This window comes from Thermocrispum sp., assembly GCF_002919275.1.
Taxonomy (GTDB): domain Bacteria; phylum Actinomycetota; class Actinomycetes; order Mycobacteriales; family Pseudonocardiaceae; genus Thermocrispum; species Thermocrispum agreste.
In genome coordinates, this window is record NZ_PKFA01000064.1 from 15,443 (window position 1) to 33,099 (window position 17,657).

Below are 17,657 nucleotides of genomic sequence, written 5' to 3' on the forward strand. Positions count from 1 at the left end.
CACTAAACAACCCGTCCGGCTCCGGCCCAGCCCTCTACTTCGTGCCGGTGGCCTCCACCTCCGCCATCAGGTCGCGCACCCGCGCCTGGATGATCTCGTCGGACCAGTGATCGTCCTCCCGCAGCAGGCCGGTCAGTGCGAGGCCGCGCAGGGTGATCAGCAGCGCCTCGAAGGCCGAACGCACACCGGTGCTGGCCGTGCCGGTGGACCGGCTGAACACTTCCCACAGCTCTTTGCCGATCCGCCGCTCCGACGGGACGAGCGCGGCCCGCAGCCTGGGATCGGTCCTGGCCGCCATCCACAGTTCCAGGCCGGCCAGGAAGTTCGGCCCGGACATCGCCTTGCGCAGCACTTCCACCAACCCGGGCACCGCCTGCTTGCCCGGCGCCATCTGCTCCGCCGCGGCTTTGATCTGCTCCAGGTGCAGCTCGGCGATGTGCCCGATGGCGGCGACGAACAGCTGCTCCTTGGACCCGAAGTGGTGCAGGAGCGCGCCACGGGAGACACCGGCGCGGTCCTGGATGCGCTGCGTCGTCGTGCCCGCGTAGCCGTACTCGACCAGGCAGTCCACGGTGGTGTCGAGCAGGTGCTTCCTCGTCTGATCGCGTTGTTGCTGTCTGGTTGTGGGTGGCACGGACCCAGCCTAAACCTCGGCCGTCATCACCCAGTCGGAACATTGACAGTCCGGACGGTCTGTGAAAATGTGCTGTGCCGTGCGAGGAGTGGATTTGGTGCGACGCGGTGCAGCGCGGCACCGCGACAGGATCGCTGTGGTGGCGGGCGACCGGGCCATGACGTACCGCGAGGTCGACGGCATGGCGAACCGGATCGCGAACGTCCTGCTCGGCATGGGTTACGGGCGTGGCTCACGCGTCGGCTTGCTGCTCAACAACGAGATCTGGTCGATGCCGATCGACTTCGCATGCCTGAAGGCCGGGGTGGCGCGGGTGCCGTTGAACTCCCGGCTGGCGCAGGCCGAGCAGGCGAAGATGCTGGCCGAGACCGGCGTCCGGCTGCTCATTCACGGTGCGGACCTGACCGAGCGGGCACTCGCACTCGCCGAGGAGCTCGACGGGCTGACCCTGCTCGGTCTCGGCGAACCGCAACGGGCGGGCGACCGCAACCTGTTCGCCGAGGCCGACCGGGCGCAACCCACCGATCCGCAGGTTCCGGTGGAACCCGACGACGTGATGCTCGTGCTCTACACCTCGGGCACCACCGGCACGCTCAAGGCCGCTCAGCACACGCAGGCCAGCTGGGCCGCGATCGCGCGCAACATCCTCACCAACCTCATCTCGCCGGGCCGTGGCGACGCGATGGTGCACGCCGCGTCGCTCATCCACGCGAGCGGAACGTTCGTGCTGCCGTTCTGGCTGGCCGGTGGCCGGTCGATCATCCTGCCCGGTTTCGACCCGGAGCAGTTCGTGGCGACCATCGAACGGGAACGGGCCACCGCCATCAACCTGGTGCCCACCATGCTCGGCATGCTGCTGGCCAGCGGTGTGGTCGAGCGTGCCGACACCAGCAGCCTGGACACCATCATCTACGGCGCCAGCCCGATGCCACGGCCGCTGCTCGAGCAGGGCATGGCGACGTTCGGCAACAAGTTCGTCCAGTACTACGGGCAGACCGAGGCGCCGCTGTGCCAGACGGTGCTGACCAAGGACGATCACGCCGAGGGCGGCGACCTGCTCGGCTCGTGCGGATACCCGTCGGTCGACGCGGAGATCATGATCACCGACGACGACGGCAACCCGGTCGAGCAGGGCGAGATCGGCGAGATCCGCGTCCGCGCCCCGTTCACCATGGCCGGCTACTTCAACGCCGACGAGCTCAACGCGCAGACCATCACCCCGGACGGCTGGATCCGTACCCGGGACATGGCGCGCGCCGACGACCGCGGCTACCTCTACTTGGTCGACCGGGCCAGCGACATGATCATCACCGGCGGATACAACGTCTATCCCCGGGAAGTCGAAGACGCTTTGCTGGCCCATCCCGCGGTGGCCGAATGCGCCGTGGTCGGCGCACCCGACCCGAAGTGGGTGGAAGCGGTCACCGCGTTCGTGGTGTTCCGTCCCGGCGCCTCGGCGTCCACCGAGGAACTGCGCGATTTCGTGCGTGGCCGGCTGGCCGGCTACAAGGTGCCGAAGCAGGTCCACGTGGTCGATGCCATTCCCAAGTCGCCGGTCGGAAAGGTCTTGCGCCGCAAACTGCGCGATCCATTGTGGGAAAGGTGACAGGTCGATGACGAATCGCGATTCCGCAAAGAAGCGGACTCGGTCACTGGTGCGCCGAATGGCGACCGGGGTGACGCTGGCCGCCGCATTGTGCATGTCGATGGCGTCGCCGGCCGTGGCCGAACCGGCGGCACAAAACGACACAGCGAACGTGGAGTGCCGCGACGTGCGCGTACCGGTGACGTTCATCGGCGGCTCGGGCCACATCGCGGGTACGTTGTGCGTGCCGCAGGGGGCCAAGACCGTCCAGCTGCTGGTGCACGGCTACAGCTACGCGCGCTACTACTGGGATTTCCCGTATCAGCCGGAGACCTACTCGTACGTGCGCCGCGCCAACGAGGCCGGGTACGCCACGCTGGCGATCGACCGGATCGGCGACGGCGAATCGACCCATCCACCAGGGGCGACGCTGACCTGGGACACCGCGGCCCGTACCGTGCAGCAGGTCGTCACGGCGCTGCGTGACGGCAGCCTTGGCCGGTCGTTCGACAAGGTCGTCCTGGTCGGCCACAGCTACGGTTCGGTGACCAGCTACCTGGTGGCGGGCCGCTACCACGACGTGGACGCGATGATCGTCACGGGCATCGCGCACCGGGTGAACCTCGCGGACCTCACCGCACGGCTGATCGCGCAGTCACCGCCTGCGGTGCTCGACCCGAAGTTCGCCAAGTCCGGCTACGACCCGCTCTACGTCACGACCAGGAAGGGCGCGCGCAGCCTGTTCTACAACACCGACAACGCCGACCCGAAAGTCGTCGAAATCGACGAGGAATTGAAGCAGACCGCCGGGGTGCTGGAAATTCCGACCGCCGCGGTGTACCTGCTGAACGACGTGTCGAAAACGACGAACATTCCGGTGCTGACCGTCAACGGGGACGCGGACACGTTCTTCTGCGGGCCGCTGGCTGCCGATTGTTCGTCGGACGAGGCCTTGGCTGCGTTCGAGCGCCCGTTCTACGGGCCGAACGCGAAGGTCGAGGCGATGGTGATCCCCAACGGGGGCCACGACATCAACCTGGAGCTGACGGCGCCGCAGGCGTACGACCGCATGATCGAGTTCGCCGACAAGTACGTCGGTGCCTGATCGGTCGCCGATCGCTGCGACATCGCCCATCCGACGGACCGGGCCCGGCGCATCGCCGGCCGTGCCATGGCGCATCGGCCGACGAGCCGGGTCCGGTCTTCCGTGTGCCAGGCTTGCTCGTGACGCACGGCCGGGCCGGAGGTCGCCGAGGGCACCCGACCGGTGAGAGAGGAACGCATGACACAGCAGTACGAGTCGATCCGCGTCGAGAAGCGCGACCGCGTGACAACCGTCGTGCTCAGCCGCCCGGAACGGCGCAACGCGGTGGACGGACCGATGGCCCGCGAACTGGCGAGTGCCTTCCGCGCGTTCGACGCCGACGAGGAGTCCGACGTCGCGGTGCTGTGGGGCGAAGGCGGTACGTTCTGCGCGGGCGCCGATCTGAAGGCGATCGGCACCGACCGGGGCAACGAGGTGTCGCACAGCGGCGACGGCCCGATGGGTCCGACCAGGATGATGCTGCGCAAGCCGGTCATCGCCGCGGTGGAAGGTTATGCCGTGGCGGGCGGCCTGGAGCTGGCGCTGTGGTGCGACTTGCGGGTGGCGGCATCCGACGCCACGTTCGGTGTCTTCTGCCGCCGGTGGGGTGTCCCACTGGTGGACGGGGGCACGGTGCGCCTGCCCCGGCTGATCGGCATGAGCCGGGCCATGGACATGATCCTCACCGGCCGTCCGGTGGACGCGCAGGAAGCGCTGTCGTTCGGCTTGGTCAACCAAGTGGTGGACCCGGGCGCTGCGCGGGAGGAAGCGGAAGCGCTCGCTCGCCGGCTGACCTCGTTCCCGCAGACCTGCATGCGCAACGACCGCTGGTCCGCCTATCAGCAGGCCGGAATGTCGGAGGAGCAGGCGCTGCGGTTCGAGACGAGCATCGGGCTGGAGTCGCTGCGCTCCGACGCCGTCGCGGGTGCGGCCAGGTTCTCCGCCGGGGAGGGCCGCCACGGGAGCTTCGGCTGAGCGTTCACGAGCCGGCTTCGCCGGCACCCGCGGCGGGCGATCACCTCCGCCACCGGTACCGGACCGCTCTCCGGAGGTCGGACGGCCGCTGGGCCCGGCGGGGTCAGGCGTTCAGGCGAGCAGGCCGGCTTCGTGCAGGGCCCGCACATGGCTGCTGATCTGCGGACCGAGCGCGCGCAGCGCGTCCATGTCGCCCGACACCAGCGGCCCGGTCACCATGGCGCTGGTTGCTGCCACGACCATCTGACATGCGAGGCGCCCCTGTGCGGTCTGTACGCCGAACACCTCGGCGATCGCGTCGACGAACCAGGTCTGCTGCGCCAGCCGCGCCTCGATGGCTTCCCGCCCCGCGGCGTGCACTTCGACCAAGAACAGCCGCGCGAACGTCGCGTGCGTGGCCAGCGCATCCAGGTAGGCCTCGAAGAGGGCCGAGAATCGCTCCACCGGATCATCGGCTGCCCGGCCGGCTTCCGCACGTGCCGAGATGTGGCTGATCAACAGCTCGCCCGCGCGCCGGAACGCCGCCATGAAGCAGTCCTGCTTCGAGCGGAACATCCGGTAGAACGTCTCCCGGGACACCCCGGCCCGCTTGACGATGTCCTCGACGACCGTGCGCGCGTAGCCCTTCTCGGACATGGCGGACGCGGCGGCCAGCAGCAGGCGATCCCGCTGTGACCGCTCCACTTCCTCGCGCGACAAGCCGTGCCTGCCGTGCGGGAGGCGCCCGGGGATGGACGTCGACATGTCGTCACCGTATGGCAGGAGCGGGCCGGGTGATCACCCGGGCTCACCCGGCGGCGACGACCGCGGCCCAGCCCGCCCTGGCGTCCGGGTAGCGCGGCGACCACGACGCGGTCTGCCGGAAACGCCGGTTGCTGACGCGCTGCGAGCGGGTGAGGGCCGCCGTGTTGCGCCCACCGAGCGACGTCAGCCGTCCCGGGCCGCGCAGCCACGGGCGACGGCCCACCGCGGCGGCGATGGCGTCGGTGAACTCCCGAGCCGTCAGCGGCTCGTCGTCGCACACGTTGTAGGTGCCCGACGGAACGTCCAGCGCCGCCACGACCGCGGACGCGGCATCCTCCAGGTGAATCGCCGGCTGGTAGGCCCCCGGCCTGCCCAGCTGCACGCCGAACCGCTTGCGGGCGAAGCTGAGCATTTCGTCGCTGTGGCTGGAGCCCGGCCCGTAGAACAGCCCGAAGCGCAGGACGACACCGGCCCCGTGCTGCTCACCGAACTCGCGCGTGTTGCGCTCGGCCACCAGGTTCGCTTCCAGGATGGGGAAGACGTCCGGCTCGACGGTCTCGTCGATCCATTCGTCACCGCGATCCGGGTACAGGAACACCACGGATTCCTGAATCAGCCTTCCGACACCGGCGGACCGCGCGGCCTCGGCCACGGCCGTCGACCCTTCGGTGCGGATGCGGTCGTTGGCCCGCCAGGCGCGCCGGAACGCATAGCGCGCCGTCGAGGGGATCGCGGTGGCGAGGTTGATCACCGCGTCGTGGCCCGCGAACGCCGCCGCCAGGGCTTCGGCGTCGAACAACGACACCTGCACCGGCGTGGCGCCCTGCCGCTGCAGGCCGTCGGCCTTCTCCGGGCTGCGGGCAAGGGCGCTGACCTCGTGTCCGGCCTCGACGAGTTTCGGCACCAGGTGCCTGCCGATCGCCCCGGTGCCGCCGGTGAGGAAGACCTTCATGCGATGACCACCTCGTCGTGTTCGCTTGACGTGACTCGGCCCCGACTCTCGGCGCCGGACCCGTGCCAGGGCAAGTGACCCGGGTCGCTTTCGATCAACGGTCGCTCTGCATCGACGAGCGGATCTCGTGATCACACTTCCCGGTCAACTCGCCGCTCCGCACGTTTTCAACGTCCGGCCCCCGAGGGCAGTATCCGGCGCTGTGAGTGGCCAGGCACGGCGTTCTGCGGAGAGCAGCGGCGGGTTGACCCGCGTGCTCGTCCGTGCATGTGCCGTGCTCGGTGGCACGATCGCCGGAACCGCGGTCGCCTGGGCGCTCGCCTCCGGAACCGCATCGGCCGAGGACGACCGGGTCGTCGAGCCGTCGATGCCCGTGACCGACGCGGTGCACGTGGTCGAACACGGCGGTGACCGGCTCACCGAAGCGGCGGACCGGGTAGCCCCGCGGCTGTCCGGCGCCGACCAGGTCGTCACCGAGGTGGCCGCCCCGCATCAGGTGGGGGTTCCGGCCGTCCAACCGGCCGAGGCGATGGCGATCGAGTCACTGGTACCCGACCGGTTTCCGCTGCCGGATACCGTCCAGTGGTCCGCCGATCACAGCCGCGACGTGAGCGAGCTGGGGGCGGACCGGGCAGGCACTCACCGTGCCGACAGCGACCGTGCCGAGGTCGCTGACCCGACGCGGCAGGCGGACGACACGGCAACGTCCGGCACGAAGCTGCAATCCGCACCCGGCACCGATGTCCCGGAAGACCGGACGGGTGAGCAGGCAGTGCACCACCCGGAGTCCGTTCCGGCTGTGCCGTCTTCGCCGGTCACGTCGTGCCCGGCGGCCGCCACGTGCGGCGGCTCGGCCGGACACCTGTCGATGCCCGCTTTCGTCGGCACGATTCCCGCGGCCACGACGTACCACGGTGACCACGTCCTGGTGGTGACGAACACGCCACACGGCCGCACTGTCAGCACGGGCGATCAGCCCGGCACTTCCCCCGACTAGCACCAGCCAAGGCCCGCGGTCCCTCGCTCGGGCATGTCGGCGCATGCCGGCGCCCGGGCGGGTACGCGGGCCTTGCTTGTGCCCTTTTCCAGCAATTCGACCGGAACAAGCGAAGGAGAACCATGCAGCAGAGGACCCGTCGCGGCATCCAGGCCGCGGTCGTCACCGGTGGCCTGTGGATGATGGGGGCCGGTTTCGCCGCGGCCGATCACGGCATCGTGCCGACCGACGGCGTGCTACCGCCCGTCGACACCACGGTGCCCGCGGCCGTCGATCCCACCACACTTGATCTTGAGCAACCCGCGTTGATCGACAGCGAGGACACGAACGTGGCAGCAACACTTCCGCGCGAGCTCTCCGACGGCGGGCGGCCCGAGGGGCTCGGGGAAGCGGTCCGGGGAACCGAACCGCTGGGCGTTCCGGCGCAGGGTCGCGCGCATCCCGAGCTGGAGCAGGTGCCTGCGCGGCTCGGTGCGGCGGTGCAGCAGGCCGTTCCCGGCAGCGGCGAGCGGGCGGCGAAGCGTCCGGCGGACCACGTCATCCCGTTCGTCGGGCCGCTCGACGACCTGCTGGCGGCCGACGAGGTGGCGGAGCCGGAGGACTTCGACCCGTTCGCGCTGAACCCATCCGACTACTTGCTGCCCGCAACCGGGGTGCCGGCGTTGCCCGTCGACGGCGTCGTCGCGCCGCCGTCGGTGCGGTCGGACATCCCGGCGGCCGACCTCGTGGAAGACACCGTCCTGCTGCCCGCCGTGGGGCAGCTCGACCTGGCCGGGCCTGCCGTTCTGCCCGCGGCCGACCTGCCGGAGGCCGACGTTCCGGAGTTGCCCGGCGCCGACCTGCCCGACCTGCCGGAAACCGACGTTCCAGAGCTGCTCGGCGCCGACCTGCCGGAGCTTCCCGAGGCCGAACTTCCCGAGTTTCCCGAAGCCGAACTGCCCGACCTGCCCGGCGCCGAGCTGCCGACCATGGAGTACCCGGGCCTGACCGACGCGCTGGCCGCGCTGGAGCAGGGCATGCCCGCCCGGGCGGAGCGTGACCTGCCGACGACGCAGTTCCACGTTCCGGAACTGACCGAGGCCACGTCCAACAAGCACGTCCAGATCCCGCTGGACCGTGAACTGCAGACGGACAAGCTCGGCCGCACCCGGTCGGATGCGGAAGCGTTCCGCGGCACGTCGACGGACCCGGTGGAGCCGTCCCAGGTCGGTTCGATGAGCGGTTACCTGCCGCTGGACGAGCTGTACGGTGCCGAGGAAGCGATCGACGAACTGCCGACGACCGGCGTCGGCGCGCACCGGCCCGACACGGCCGGACTCGTTAGCGTCGCTACCGGTCAGCGGATCATTTGACGGTAGCGCACGCAGTCAACGGCGACATGGAAACCCCGAGCATCGGCGCTGCTCGGGCGTGCATTACCGTGTGGCGCATCTTGATCACCCCCAGTACTTAGGTGAAAGGCAGTACCCGTGACGACTTTGAAGTCTGCCCTGCTGGACTCGTCCACTCGTCCTTCCGTGGTGTCCGACCTGAACCAGCTGGTCGACACCGAAGTTGACAAGAAGGGCATTGCCATCAAGAGCAGCTACGGGCTGGTCAAGAAGATCAAGCCGGGCATCATCGAGGCAGCGATCGACTCGCTGCTGGACGACTTCGTCGAGCGGCTGGAGCCGTTCTACGCCGAGTACGCCCAGTCGGGTGGCGGGTCGTTCGGCGAGTACTTGGCCGGCCGCGCCGACGAGGTGTCCGACGCGATGCTGTCGGTGACCGACGCGCGCGCGGAGAAGTCGCAGCGCGAGACGATCAAGAAGGTGTACAACAAGCTGCGCCCGCAGGGGAAGAAGAACGTGGAGGAGGCCCTTCCCGCGCTGGGTACGGTGATCGAGAAGTACACCAGCTGACCCGAGCCTCAGCACGGAAACGGCCCGCCGAGCACGCGCTCGACGGGCCGTTTTCCTGTACCTGGCCTCGCTCCGGGTGATCGCCCTGCGCCGGTTCGTCCGGCGGCTCCACTCCTCCGGCGACCAGCCCTGCCCAGCGCCGGTCAGGCGGTGCCGGACGTGTCGTCCTTCGCGGAGTGCTTGCCCGAGCTGGACTTGGACTTCGCCGACTGCGTGCCGCCCGACGAGTCGGCGTTCTTGCCGGAGCCGCCGGCATCCGCTTGCGACTCCGCGGTCGGCGGGGCGTCCTCGGCGGCGGATGCGGCCTTGCCGGTGTCCGCCGTCCCGCTGGACGCCGTGCCGCTCGTGCCGGACTTGCCGGAGGCACCGGAACTCGGCTCACCCGACGGGTTCGCCGTGGTCGGCTTCGGCGCGGGCGGAGGTGGCGGTGTGGCCGCCGACTGCTGCTCCTGCTTGGACCGCATCGCGTACGCCACGGCGCCGACGATCAGCCCGAGGCCGATCAGCTTCGGCAAGCGCCGCTTCTTCTTTTTCTGCACCGGCGCCGCCGCGCGCTCCGCGGCCTTGGTCTGCTTGCCCGCGGCCTTCGCCGCGCTCTTGGCCTTCTTCGACGCCTGCGCGGCCGACCGGAACTCCTCGGCGGCCTGACGGATGGTGTCCCGTGCCTCCTTCTTGGCCGCCTTGCGGGCCTTCCGGTCGGCCTCCAGCTTGCTCAGCTGCTCCCTGGTCTGCATGACCGTGTTGCGGAACTCCTCCCGACGACGAGCCACCTCCTGCTTGGCCGCTTTGCGGCTCGCCTTGGCGCCGCGGGCGATGTCCTTGCGCGCCCGTTTGGCCGTCTTCTCCGCCTTCTTGCGGGCGCGGCGGGACTGTTTGGCCACCTCCTCGGCGCCGCTGCTGAGCGTGTCGGCCAGTTTCTCTGCGGCCGTCGTCATGGCCTTCACCTCGTATTCGGATAGTTCGACGGTGCAAGGGATCTTGTCAACAGGTCTGTCACCCATCCTGCCCCTTGCCGCTGTTCTTCGCTCGTGATGGCACGATGTATCGGGTGACTGACAGTAGAAGTACCCCAACCCGTGCGACCTTGCACACCAACTTCGGGGACATCCGGCTGACCCTGTGGCCGGAGCTGGCCCCGCAGACGGTGGCGAACTTCGTCGGCCTGGCGCAGGGCACCAAGGAGTACACCCGGCCGAACGCCAAGGGATCGGTGTCCGGGCCGTTCTACGACGGCTGTATCTTCCACCGGGTCATCGACGGTTTCATGATCCAGGGCGGGGACCCGACCGGCACCGGTCGGGGTGGCCCCGGGTATCAGTTCCCGGACGAGATCCACGAGAAGAACAGCTACGACCGGCCGTACCTGATCGGTATGGCCAACGCGGGCCCGAACTCCAACGGCTCGCAGTTCTTCATCACGCTCGGCCCCCAGCCGCACCTGAACGACCTCCACACGATCTTCGGTGAGGTGTCCGACGCGGAGTCGCGCGAAGTGGTGGACAAGATCGGCGCGGTGCCCACCCGGCCGCCCGCCGACCGGCCCATCGAAGACGTGGTGATCGAGCGAGTGACGGTGGGTTGACGGCCCGCCATGTGGGGTGAGTGGTGACCGAACCGCAACCCGGAAGTCCCCAGGCCGCGCCTGCGACCTGCTGGTGGCACCCGGACCGGCCCACCGGGCTGCGCTGCGTGCGGTGTGAGCGATCCGCCTGCCCGGACTGCCTGCGCGAGGCGGCCGTCGGTTATCAGTGCATCGACTGCGTGGCGGCGGCCCGCCGGGAGGAGAAGGCCCGCGCGGCGCTGACCCGCAGCCGGGGATTCGGCCCGCGTACGGTGGCCGGCGCGCGGGTGACCGACCGCGTGGTGATCACGCCGCTGCTGATCGCCCTCAACGGGCTGGTCTACGTCGCCACCGCGGCCGAGGCCAGCGACGTGATGAACAACCAGTCGTCCGGCCTGTTCCTCGAGGGTGCGCTGTGGCCGCCGCTGATCGCCGCCGGGGAGTGGTGGCGGATGATCACCTCGGCGTTCCTGCACATCGGCCCGTTCCACCTGCTGATGAACATGGTGGCGCTGTGGTTTCTGGGCAGGGACCTCGAGCAGCTGCTCGGCAAGGCCAGGTTCGTCGCGCTGTACGTGGTGTCGCTGCTGGGCGGGAGCGTCGCGGTGTACCTGTTCGAGGACATCCGGCAGTGGACCGCGGGCGCTTCCGGGGCCATCTACGGGCTGCTCGGCGCGATCCTGGTCGCGGCGATCCGGTTGCGGCTGGATCTGACCTTCATCGTGGTGATCATCGGGATCAACCTGGTGATCAGCTTCCGGGTGCAGGGCATCTCCTGGCTCGGCCACCTGGGCGGGTTCGCGGTCGGCGCGCTGGTGACCATTGCGTTGGTCTACGCCCCGGCGAGGGTCCGCACTCCGGTTCAGGTCGGCACCGTCGTGGCGGTGACGGTGGCGCTGGTCGCTTTGTTCCTGGTGCGGGACGCGCAGCTGGCCGCGCAGCTCGCGCCGTTGCTCTGAGGCCCGGTCGTCACGACGAGCGCAGCCGGTTGAGGTCTGCCAGGACGTCGTCCGGTTCGGCACCGAGCTCGAACTGCCCGAGCACCACCAACTCGGGGTCGGCCATCACGTCGTCGGCGTCGGCCAGCTCGAGCTCGAGCGTGCGGGTGTCCCGGCCCAGGCGCCTTGTCGTGGTCACCCTGGCCTCGACGTGCCGCCATTCGGCCGACCGCACGCCTTTCATGGTGCGCACTTCCACCCCGACCTCGTTGGCGAACAGACGAGGGTTGAGCAGCGAGCCGTACGCGGTGACGGCGACGAACACCAGGGCGCCCAGCCACAGCAGCAGCGCGCCCAGCCGGTCGCCGTCGCGTCCGTAGAGCGTCGCGCCGATCGCGCACCCGATCCCCACCAGGCCGAGTGTCACGATCACCGAGCGGCGAGGGCCCCAGGTCATCCCCAGGTTGTCCACAGGGCGGCCGCTGTCCGAGAGGTTATCCACAGGAGTTGTCCCCAATGGGGATCGGTTACAGGGGTGTAATTCCGCGTGTTCGCGGGGTCACCGCCACCGCATGGTCATCAGCAGGCCGGCGATGAGCAGCGCGAAGCCGATGGCGAAGTTCCAGTTGCCCAGCTCGGCCATGAAGCCGATCTTGTCGCCTGCCAGGTAGTTGACCACCAGCCAGGCCAGTCCGAGCAGCATGAGCCCGAACATGACGGCCTTGTACAGCGGATGCGACGGCCCCTGCGCCTTGACCTTGACCGGTGTGGTCCGGTTGGACGGCGGCGTGTACGCGGTCTTCTTGCGGACCTTGGATTTCGGCATGGTTCGGACCCTCTCACCACTGCGCTGTCGCGGTTGCAGTTCGGCATCTGTGCAGGCCGGAGCCGTCACGAGCCGTCTGCTCCCACGTTAACGTAACGACCGCCGCTGATGTACCGGGATCCCGGGGGTGCCAGGTGGGCCGACCGTCGCTCGGGGTGTGGTATCGCGTCCTGCGTACCGTCGGCGAGCTGCTGATCACCGCGGGCGTAGTGGTGCTGCTGTTCGTGGTCTACGCCCTCTACGTCACCGGCTTCCAGACGGCCGAGCGGCAGCGCAGCGCCGAAGCGGAGCTGGACCGGGCATTCGCGGCCGCCGCGGCACAGCGGCAGCGCCCCGCGTTGATCCGCGGCAAGCCGTTCGCCCGGCTCTACGTTCCCGCTTTCGGCACGGACTACCGGTTCGCTGTGGTGGAGGGCGTGGGCAGGGACGAGCTGGCCGTCGGGCCCGGGCACTACCCGCATTCGGCCCTGCCTGGCGAGCCGGGCAACGTGGCGATCGCCGGGCACCGGGTAGGCCGGGGCGCGCCGTTCCGGTGGGTGGACGAGCTGCGTTCGTGCGATGCGATCGTGCTGGAGACCAGCCGGGACTTCCTGGTCTACCGGGTACTGCCGATGGCGGGCGAGCACGCGAGCTGGGAGCAGCGCAGGCGGACGGATCCGCACTGCGCTCAGGTACCGTCGCTGGCCGACGACCGCGAGTACCGGCAAGTCCTCGGCCGGAAGGTGGTGGCGCCGGACCGCTCGGACGCCGTGGCGGCGGTTCCGTATCGGGCGGACTCCACGCTGCCGATCGCGCAGCGGAAGGCGTTGCTGACGCTGACCACGAGCCATCCGGAGTACGACAACAGTCAGCGGTTGGTCATCCACGCCGTGCTGACCAATCAGTTCTCGAAGGATGTGGCCGACCGGGACGACCAGCACGGCCCGGCCGGCTATCCGAGGGTGCTGCGGCAGATCGGAGGACGCTGAATGGGCGCCTGGACCAGGCGGCAGCCGACCGCCGCGACCGGGCGGCGGTGGACGCCGCCATCCGGTCCGCCGTCACCCGCTCGAGCCGATCGGAGGGGCTGAATGTACGCGTGGATCTGGCGGCACCTGCCCGGACCGTTCGCCGTGCGGCTGATCCTGGCGGTCGTGCTCGCCGCTGCCGCCGTGGCCGTGCTGATGCTGATCGTCTTCCCTTGGCTGGAGCCGATGCTGCCGTTCAACGACGTCCTGGTGGGCAGCGTCGCAACCGCGACGGCGGTCAGCGGCGCGGCCGGCTGGGCGGATGCGCAGGCGGCTTCTCCAGCACCGTGAAGCTGATCCCGGCCTTGCGCAGCCGCTCGATGAGTGCATCGCCCATGGCGACGGCGGTGGTGACCTGGCCGGCCGTCGGCGGGAGGTCGTCGAAGGCCAGGCACAGCGCGGACTCGCTGAGCATCTTGGCGGTCTCCTCGTAGCCGGGATCGCGGTCGCCCGACACCTCGGTGATCACGCTGCGGCCGTTCGCCACCCCGTGGAACCGTGCGGTGAACCAGCCCCTGGCGCGAGTGTCCGGATCGGGGCCGTCGCCGGGCTCGCGCAGCTTGCCCAGCAGCTTCCTGGCCTGCGGAATCTGCGCCACCGCGGCCACCAGCGCCGTGCCTGCGGCGGTGCCGACCGCGACCGGCAGACGACGGAAGGCCGCGTAGTGGCTGTAGGTGAAGCGCGGCCCGTACTGTTCGAGCACCGCGGCCGACCTGGCGACGATCTGCGGATCGATGGTGGGCATCGGCAACACCCACGCCTGCGCCACGCTGTTGCGGTGCGGCTTGCCCGCCACCACACGCACGGTCCGGTCACGCGGCTTCTCCTCGGCACGGCGGCGAGCCCTGGCCACCGCCTGGGCCTGCCGGAGCCTGCCCATCGCGCCCAGCGCGGACGCCACCGTCCCGCCGGACGGCGCGCCTCCCGCACGGATGAAGCCGTCGACGTGGATCGGCTGGTCGTCGGGCAGCTGCCGGACGGTGAAGTACACCCCGAGGTCGTACGGGATCGAGTCGAACCCGCACGCGTGCACCAGGCGTGCGCCGGACTTCTTGGCCTGCTCGTGGTAGCGCAGGTACATCGTGTCGACGAACTCCGGCTCACCGGTCAGGTCGACGTAGTCGGTGCCTGCGGCGGCGCACGCCGCCACCAGCGGCTCGCCGTAGGTCAGGTAGGGGCCGACGGTGGTGATCACGACCCGAGCGGATTCGGCGATCCCGGTCAGGGTGTGCGGTGCGGTGACGTCGGCGGTGAGCAGTTCGAGCCGTGCGCAGGCCGGGTTGATCGAGGCCAGGCGGTCACGGACCGCCTCGAGCTTGGCGCGGTTCCGTCCGGCCAGCGCCCAGCGCGCCTGCCCAGGGGCGTTGCGAGCCAGGTACTCCGCGGTCAGCTGCCCGGTGAACCCGGTCGCTCCGAACAGCACGATGTCGAACCGTCGATCGGCCATGCGCCCCACTGTAGACGCATTCGCCTACCGTCGGTATGCGGCGCGAGCCGGGTGCCGCCTGCCGGATTCCCGGCCGCGCACAAGGATCGCTGGGCGGCGCCGGATAGCCTTGATGCATGCGCGTCCTGGTCGTCGACAACTACGACAGCTTCGTCTACAACCTGGTGCAGTACCTGGCGCAACTCGGTGCCGACTGCACGGTGCAGCGCAACGACGCGGTCGATCTGGCCGCGCTCGATCGATACGACGGCGTCCTGATCTCCCCGGGGCCTGGCACGCCGGAGCGCGCGGGCAGCAGCATCGAGGTCATCCGTCGCTGCGCTCAGGCGGCGCAACCGGTGCTCGGCGTGTGCCTCGGCCACCAGGCGATGGCCGTTGCCTGGGGCGGCACCGTCGACCGCGCCCCGGAACTGCTGCACGGCAAGACGTCCGAGGTGCACCACGAAGGCAAGGGCGTGTTCGCCGGCCTACCCAGCCCGTTCACCGCGACCAGGTACCACTCGCTGGCGGTGCTGCCGGACACGGTGCCGGAGGAATTCGAGGTGACCGCGCGCACCGAGTCCGGGGTGATCATGGCGATGCGGCACCGTGAGCTGCCGGTGGAGGGCGTGCAGTTCCACCCGGAGTCGGTGCTGACCGAGTACGGGCACCGCATGCTGGCGAACTGGCTGGCCATCGCCGGTCACCCGGTGCCGGACGAGAAGGTGAACGAGCTGGTCAACGCCACCCGGGCCCTGCAGGAAGCCGCGTTGCACTGAGTTCGGGCCGCGAATCACCAGGCGGCCGATCCCGCCGCCCGTCGTCGGCCCAGCCCGTCAGGATCAGTCCCACCCGGACAGGGCGGCCGTGTCCGAGCGATGTTTGTCGACAAATCGACTTCTCATGCCGAAGTCGTGCTTGCCTCGGTGCCGCCGAGCCCGTGGCAACGAACGAGCGGCAGCGACCACGGCCTACGGCGCGATCGCTGCCGCCCGTCGACGCCGCTCGCTGCTCGGCGCCCTGGCTACTGCCCTGGCGGGCAGGCTGGCTGCAACGGTCCGCCACAGTCGGAGTCGTCACCACCGCCACCGTCGTCGTCTCCGCCGCCGTTGCCCGGATCCTGATACCGGTAGACGTGCAGCACGACCTTGTCCGACGCCTTGAGTTTCGAACGTTCGCCGGGCTCGGTGGAGGCGACTCGGCCGTCCTTGTTCGGGTCGTCGGTGGCTTCCTCGACCACCTCGACACTGCCCTTGTGCCCGGCTTCGGCGAGTTTCGCCTTGGCCTCGTTCACCGTCAGGTCGACCAGGTACGGCATCTCGATCTCGGCGTTCGCGCCGTTGGACACCTCGAGCGTGACCACCGAGCCCTTGACCACCTCGCCGCTGCTCGGCGACTGGCCGACCACGGTGCCTTCCGGCTCGTCCGAGTCGACGTCCCGGCGCTCGACCTTCAGGCCGAGGGCCTCCAACCCGGCCTTGGCCTCCTCGAACATCTTGCCGGTGTAGTCGGTGACGGTGACCATCTCCGGCTGGGCGTAGATCTTCAGCGTCACCTCGGAGCCCTCGAGGACCTTCGTGCCCGCGGGCGGGTCCTGCTCGGCGATCCGGCCCGCCTTGTCCGGATCGTCGTTGGGCACTTCCTCCATCTCCGGGTTGACCAGCAGATTCTTCTCCTGCAGCCGCTTGATCGCCTCGTCCTTGGTGCGATCGGTCACCGTCGGCATGGTGACTTCGTCCGGAAGCACGCCGTAGCGCACCGAGATCGGGTCGTTCTTGGCGATCTGCACCCCGTGCCGGGGATCGGTGGACAGGACCTTGAGCTTGTCCTGCTCCTTGTCGCAGGCCGGCTTGGCGCCCCACTCGGTGGCGATGCACTTCACCGGCTGCCACTTGATGTTGGTGAACCCGGCCTCGCGCAGCGTCATCTCGGCCGACGGCTTCTGCTGACCGATGATGTTCGGCACCGCGATGCGTTCCTCGCCGGAATCGAACAAGCCACCCAGCCACAGCGCGAGGAACACGCCGATGACGCCGAGCGCGGCCAGCGCCACCACCAGCTTGCGGCGACCGCGCTTGCGGTCTTCCTCGTCTTCCTCGTCGTACTCGTCCGTCGGCCGGGCGGCGCTGAGCACCTGGGTGCGCTCTTCGTCCGACATCACCATCGGCGCGGCCGGGCGCTGGTTGGACAGCACCCGGATCAGGTCCGAGCGCATTTCGGCGGCCGACTGGTAACGGTTGGCCGGGCCCTTGGTCAGTGCCTTGAGCACCACCGCGTCCAGCTCGGGGCTGACCGCCGGGTTCAGCGTCGACGGCGGGACCGGATCCTCCCGCACGTGCTGATAGGCCACCGAGACCGGGGAGTCACCCGTGAACGGTGGCTGGCCGGTGACCAGCTCGAACAGCACGCAGCCCGCCGCGTAGACGTCCGACCGAGCGTCCACGGACTCGCCGCGCGCTTGCTCCGGCGACAGGTACTGGGCGGTTCCGATCACCGCCGCGGTCTGGGTCATCGCCGCCTGGCCGTCGTGAATGGCCCTGGCGATGCCGAAGTCCATCACCTTGACCGCCCCGGTCCGGGAGATCATCACGTTGGCCGGCTTGACGTCGCGGTGGATGATGCCGTGCCGGTGCGAGAAGTCCAGCGCCGCGCAGACGTCGGCCATGATCTCCATGGCCCGCCGCTGGTCCATCGGGCCCTCGGTCTTGATGATGTCGCGCAGGGTCCGGCCCTCGACGTACTCCATCACGATGTAGGGCAGCGGCCCGTACTCGGTCTGCGTCTCGCCGGTGTCGTACACCGCGACGATCGCCGGGTGGTTCAGCGCTGCCGAGTTCTGCGCCTCGCGCCGGAAACGCTCCTGGAAGACGGCGTCACGGGCCAAGTCGGCGCGCAGGATCTTGATCGCCACCTCGCGGCCCAGCCGCACGTCGTGCCCGCGGTGCACCTCGGACATGCCGCCGTAGCCGAGCGTCTCGCCCAGCTCGTAGCGGTTGGAGAGCAGGTTAGGGGCACTCATTGCAGTGT

Annotated in this window: 19 protein-coding genes; 11 read left to right on the forward strand and 8 right to left on the reverse strand. The window is 69.6% G+C overall.

Features of this window, described 5'->3' with window-relative positions; genetic code table 11:
- Positions 1-34: 34 nt before the first annotated feature.
- Positions 35-634 carry a TetR/AcrR family transcriptional regulator gene (locus CXP56_RS16720; RefSeq protein WP_286901862.1) on the reverse strand — a complete coding sequence of 200 codons (600 nt, stop codon included), beginning with the start codon at positions 632-634 and terminating at the stop codon, positions 35-37.
- Positions 635-731: 97 nt separating this feature from the next.
- On the opposite strand from CXP56_RS16720, the gene CXP56_RS16725 reads away from it, so the two are divergent.
- The 3 genes from CXP56_RS16725 to CXP56_RS16735 all read left to right on the forward strand — a co-directional run bounded on the left by CXP56_RS16725 (position 732) and on the right by CXP56_RS16735 (position 4,278).
- Positions 732-2,240 carry an AMP-binding protein gene (locus CXP56_RS16725; protein ID WP_286901863.1) on the forward strand — a complete coding sequence of 503 codons (1,509 nt, stop codon included), beginning with the start codon at positions 732-734 and terminating at the stop codon, positions 2,238-2,240.
- 7 nt (positions 2,241-2,247) lie between these two features.
- Positions 2,248-3,324 (forward strand): alpha/beta hydrolase, encoded by a 1,077-nt coding sequence (locus CXP56_RS16730; RefSeq protein ID WP_169725234.1) that lies wholly within the window; start codon positions 2,248-2,250, stop codon positions 3,322-3,324.
- A 177-nt stretch (positions 3,325-3,501) separates the two neighbouring features.
- On the forward strand, positions 3,502-4,278 hold the full coding sequence (locus CXP56_RS16735; protein WP_028847407.1) for a crotonase/enoyl-CoA hydratase family protein: 777 nt from the start codon (positions 3,502-3,504) through the stop codon (positions 4,276-4,278).
- A gap of 111 nt (positions 4,279-4,389) precedes the next feature.
- On the opposite strand, the gene CXP56_RS16740 is transcribed toward CXP56_RS16735, so the two are convergent.
- Positions 4,390-5,022: a TetR/AcrR family transcriptional regulator gene (locus CXP56_RS16740; protein ID WP_286901865.1), complete on the reverse strand. Its 633-nt coding sequence runs from the start codon at positions 5,020-5,022 to the stop codon at positions 4,390-4,392.
- 43 nt (positions 5,023-5,065) lie between these two features.
- Positions 5,066-5,974 carry an NAD-dependent epimerase/dehydratase family protein gene (locus tag CXP56_RS16745; RefSeq protein WP_028847405.1) on the reverse strand — a complete coding sequence of 303 codons (909 nt, stop codon included), beginning with the start codon at positions 5,972-5,974 and terminating at the stop codon, positions 5,066-5,068.
- 202 nt (positions 5,975-6,176) lie between these two features.
- Between CXP56_RS16745 and CXP56_RS16750 the strand changes: the two genes are divergently transcribed.
- The 3 genes from CXP56_RS16750 (at position 6,177) to CXP56_RS16760 (ending at position 8,872) form a co-directional block, all read left to right on the forward strand.
- Positions 6,177-6,971, forward strand: a complete 795-nt coding sequence (locus CXP56_RS16750; protein WP_286901867.1) for a hypothetical protein — start codon at positions 6,177-6,179, stop codon at positions 6,969-6,971.
- A gap of 122 nt (positions 6,972-7,093) precedes the next feature.
- A complete protein-coding gene (locus CXP56_RS16755; protein ID WP_286901868.1) occupies positions 7,094-8,323 on the forward strand; it encodes a hypothetical protein in 1,230 nt (409 codons plus the stop codon).
- Positions 8,324-8,440: 117 nt separating this feature from the next.
- Positions 8,441-8,872, forward strand: coding sequence for a DUF6918 family protein (locus tag CXP56_RS16760; protein WP_028847402.1), 432 nt, complete (start codon positions 8,441-8,443; stop codon positions 8,870-8,872).
- A gap of 143 nt (positions 8,873-9,015) precedes the next feature.
- Here the strand turns inward: CXP56_RS16760 and CXP56_RS16765 are convergent, their stop codons facing one another.
- Complete coding sequence (locus CXP56_RS16765) at positions 9,016-9,807, reverse strand: hypothetical protein (RefSeq protein WP_156899168.1); 792 nt, start codon at positions 9,805-9,807, stop codon at positions 9,016-9,018.
- Between the two features lie 104 nt (positions 9,808-9,911).
- Between CXP56_RS16765 and CXP56_RS16770 the strand changes: the two genes are divergently transcribed.
- Both CXP56_RS16770 and CXP56_RS16775 read left to right on the forward strand, forming a co-directional pair.
- A complete protein-coding gene (locus CXP56_RS16770; protein WP_286901870.1) occupies positions 9,912-10,454 on the forward strand; it encodes a peptidylprolyl isomerase in 543 nt (180 codons plus the stop codon).
- A 23-nt stretch (positions 10,455-10,477) separates the two neighbouring features.
- On the forward strand, positions 10,478-11,392 hold the full coding sequence (locus tag CXP56_RS16775) for a rhomboid family intramembrane serine protease (protein ID WP_286901872.1): 915 nt from the start codon (positions 10,478-10,480) through the stop codon (positions 11,390-11,392).
- A 10-nt stretch (positions 11,393-11,402) separates the two neighbouring features.
- Here the strand turns inward: CXP56_RS16775 and CXP56_RS16780 are convergent, their stop codons facing one another.
- Together CXP56_RS16780 and crgA are read right to left on the reverse strand one after the other, a co-directional pair.
- On the reverse strand, positions 11,403-11,828 hold the full coding sequence (locus tag CXP56_RS16780) for a PH domain-containing protein (protein ID WP_286901873.1): 426 nt from the start codon (positions 11,826-11,828) through the stop codon (positions 11,403-11,405).
- Positions 11,829-11,930: 102 nt separating this feature from the next.
- The gene (crgA, locus tag CXP56_RS16785; RefSeq protein WP_028847479.1) at positions 11,931-12,197 is read right to left on the reverse strand and encodes a cell division protein CrgA; all 267 of its coding nucleotides are present in this window, start codon (positions 12,195-12,197) and stop codon (positions 11,931-11,933) included.
- 134 nt (positions 12,198-12,331) lie between these two features.
- On the opposite strand from crgA, the gene CXP56_RS16790 reads away from it, so the two are divergent.
- Both CXP56_RS16790 and CXP56_RS16795 read left to right on the forward strand, forming a co-directional pair.
- Positions 12,332-13,165 carry a class E sortase gene (locus CXP56_RS16790; RefSeq protein ID WP_038044901.1) on the forward strand — a complete coding sequence of 278 codons (834 nt, stop codon included), beginning with the start codon at positions 12,332-12,334 and terminating at the stop codon, positions 13,163-13,165.
- A 102-nt stretch (positions 13,166-13,267) separates the two neighbouring features.
- On the forward strand, positions 13,268-13,495 hold the full coding sequence (locus CXP56_RS16795) for a hypothetical protein (protein WP_038044900.1): 228 nt from the start codon (positions 13,268-13,270) through the stop codon (positions 13,493-13,495).
- Here the strand turns inward: CXP56_RS16795 and CXP56_RS16800 are convergent.
- On the reverse strand, positions 13,443-14,651 hold the full coding sequence (locus tag CXP56_RS16800; protein WP_038044899.1) for a saccharopine dehydrogenase family protein: 1,209 nt from the start codon (positions 14,649-14,651) through the stop codon (positions 13,443-13,445). The genes CXP56_RS16795 and CXP56_RS16800 overlap by 53 nt on opposite strands.
- A gap of 116 nt (positions 14,652-14,767) precedes the next feature.
- On the opposite strand from CXP56_RS16800, the gene CXP56_RS16805 reads away from it, so the two are divergent.
- The gene (locus tag CXP56_RS16805; RefSeq protein ID WP_028847397.1) at positions 14,768-15,409 is read left to right on the forward strand and encodes an aminodeoxychorismate/anthranilate synthase component II; all 642 of its coding nucleotides are present in this window, start codon (positions 14,768-14,770) and stop codon (positions 15,407-15,409) included.
- Positions 15,410-15,654: 245 nt separating this feature from the next.
- Here the strand turns inward: CXP56_RS16805 and pknB are convergent, their stop codons facing one another.
- Entirely contained in the window at positions 15,655-17,649 is a 1,995-nt protein-coding gene (gene pknB, locus CXP56_RS16810) for a Stk1 family PASTA domain-containing Ser/Thr kinase (protein ID WP_286901877.1), read from the reverse strand.
- Positions 17,650-17,657 lie beyond the last annotated feature (8 nt).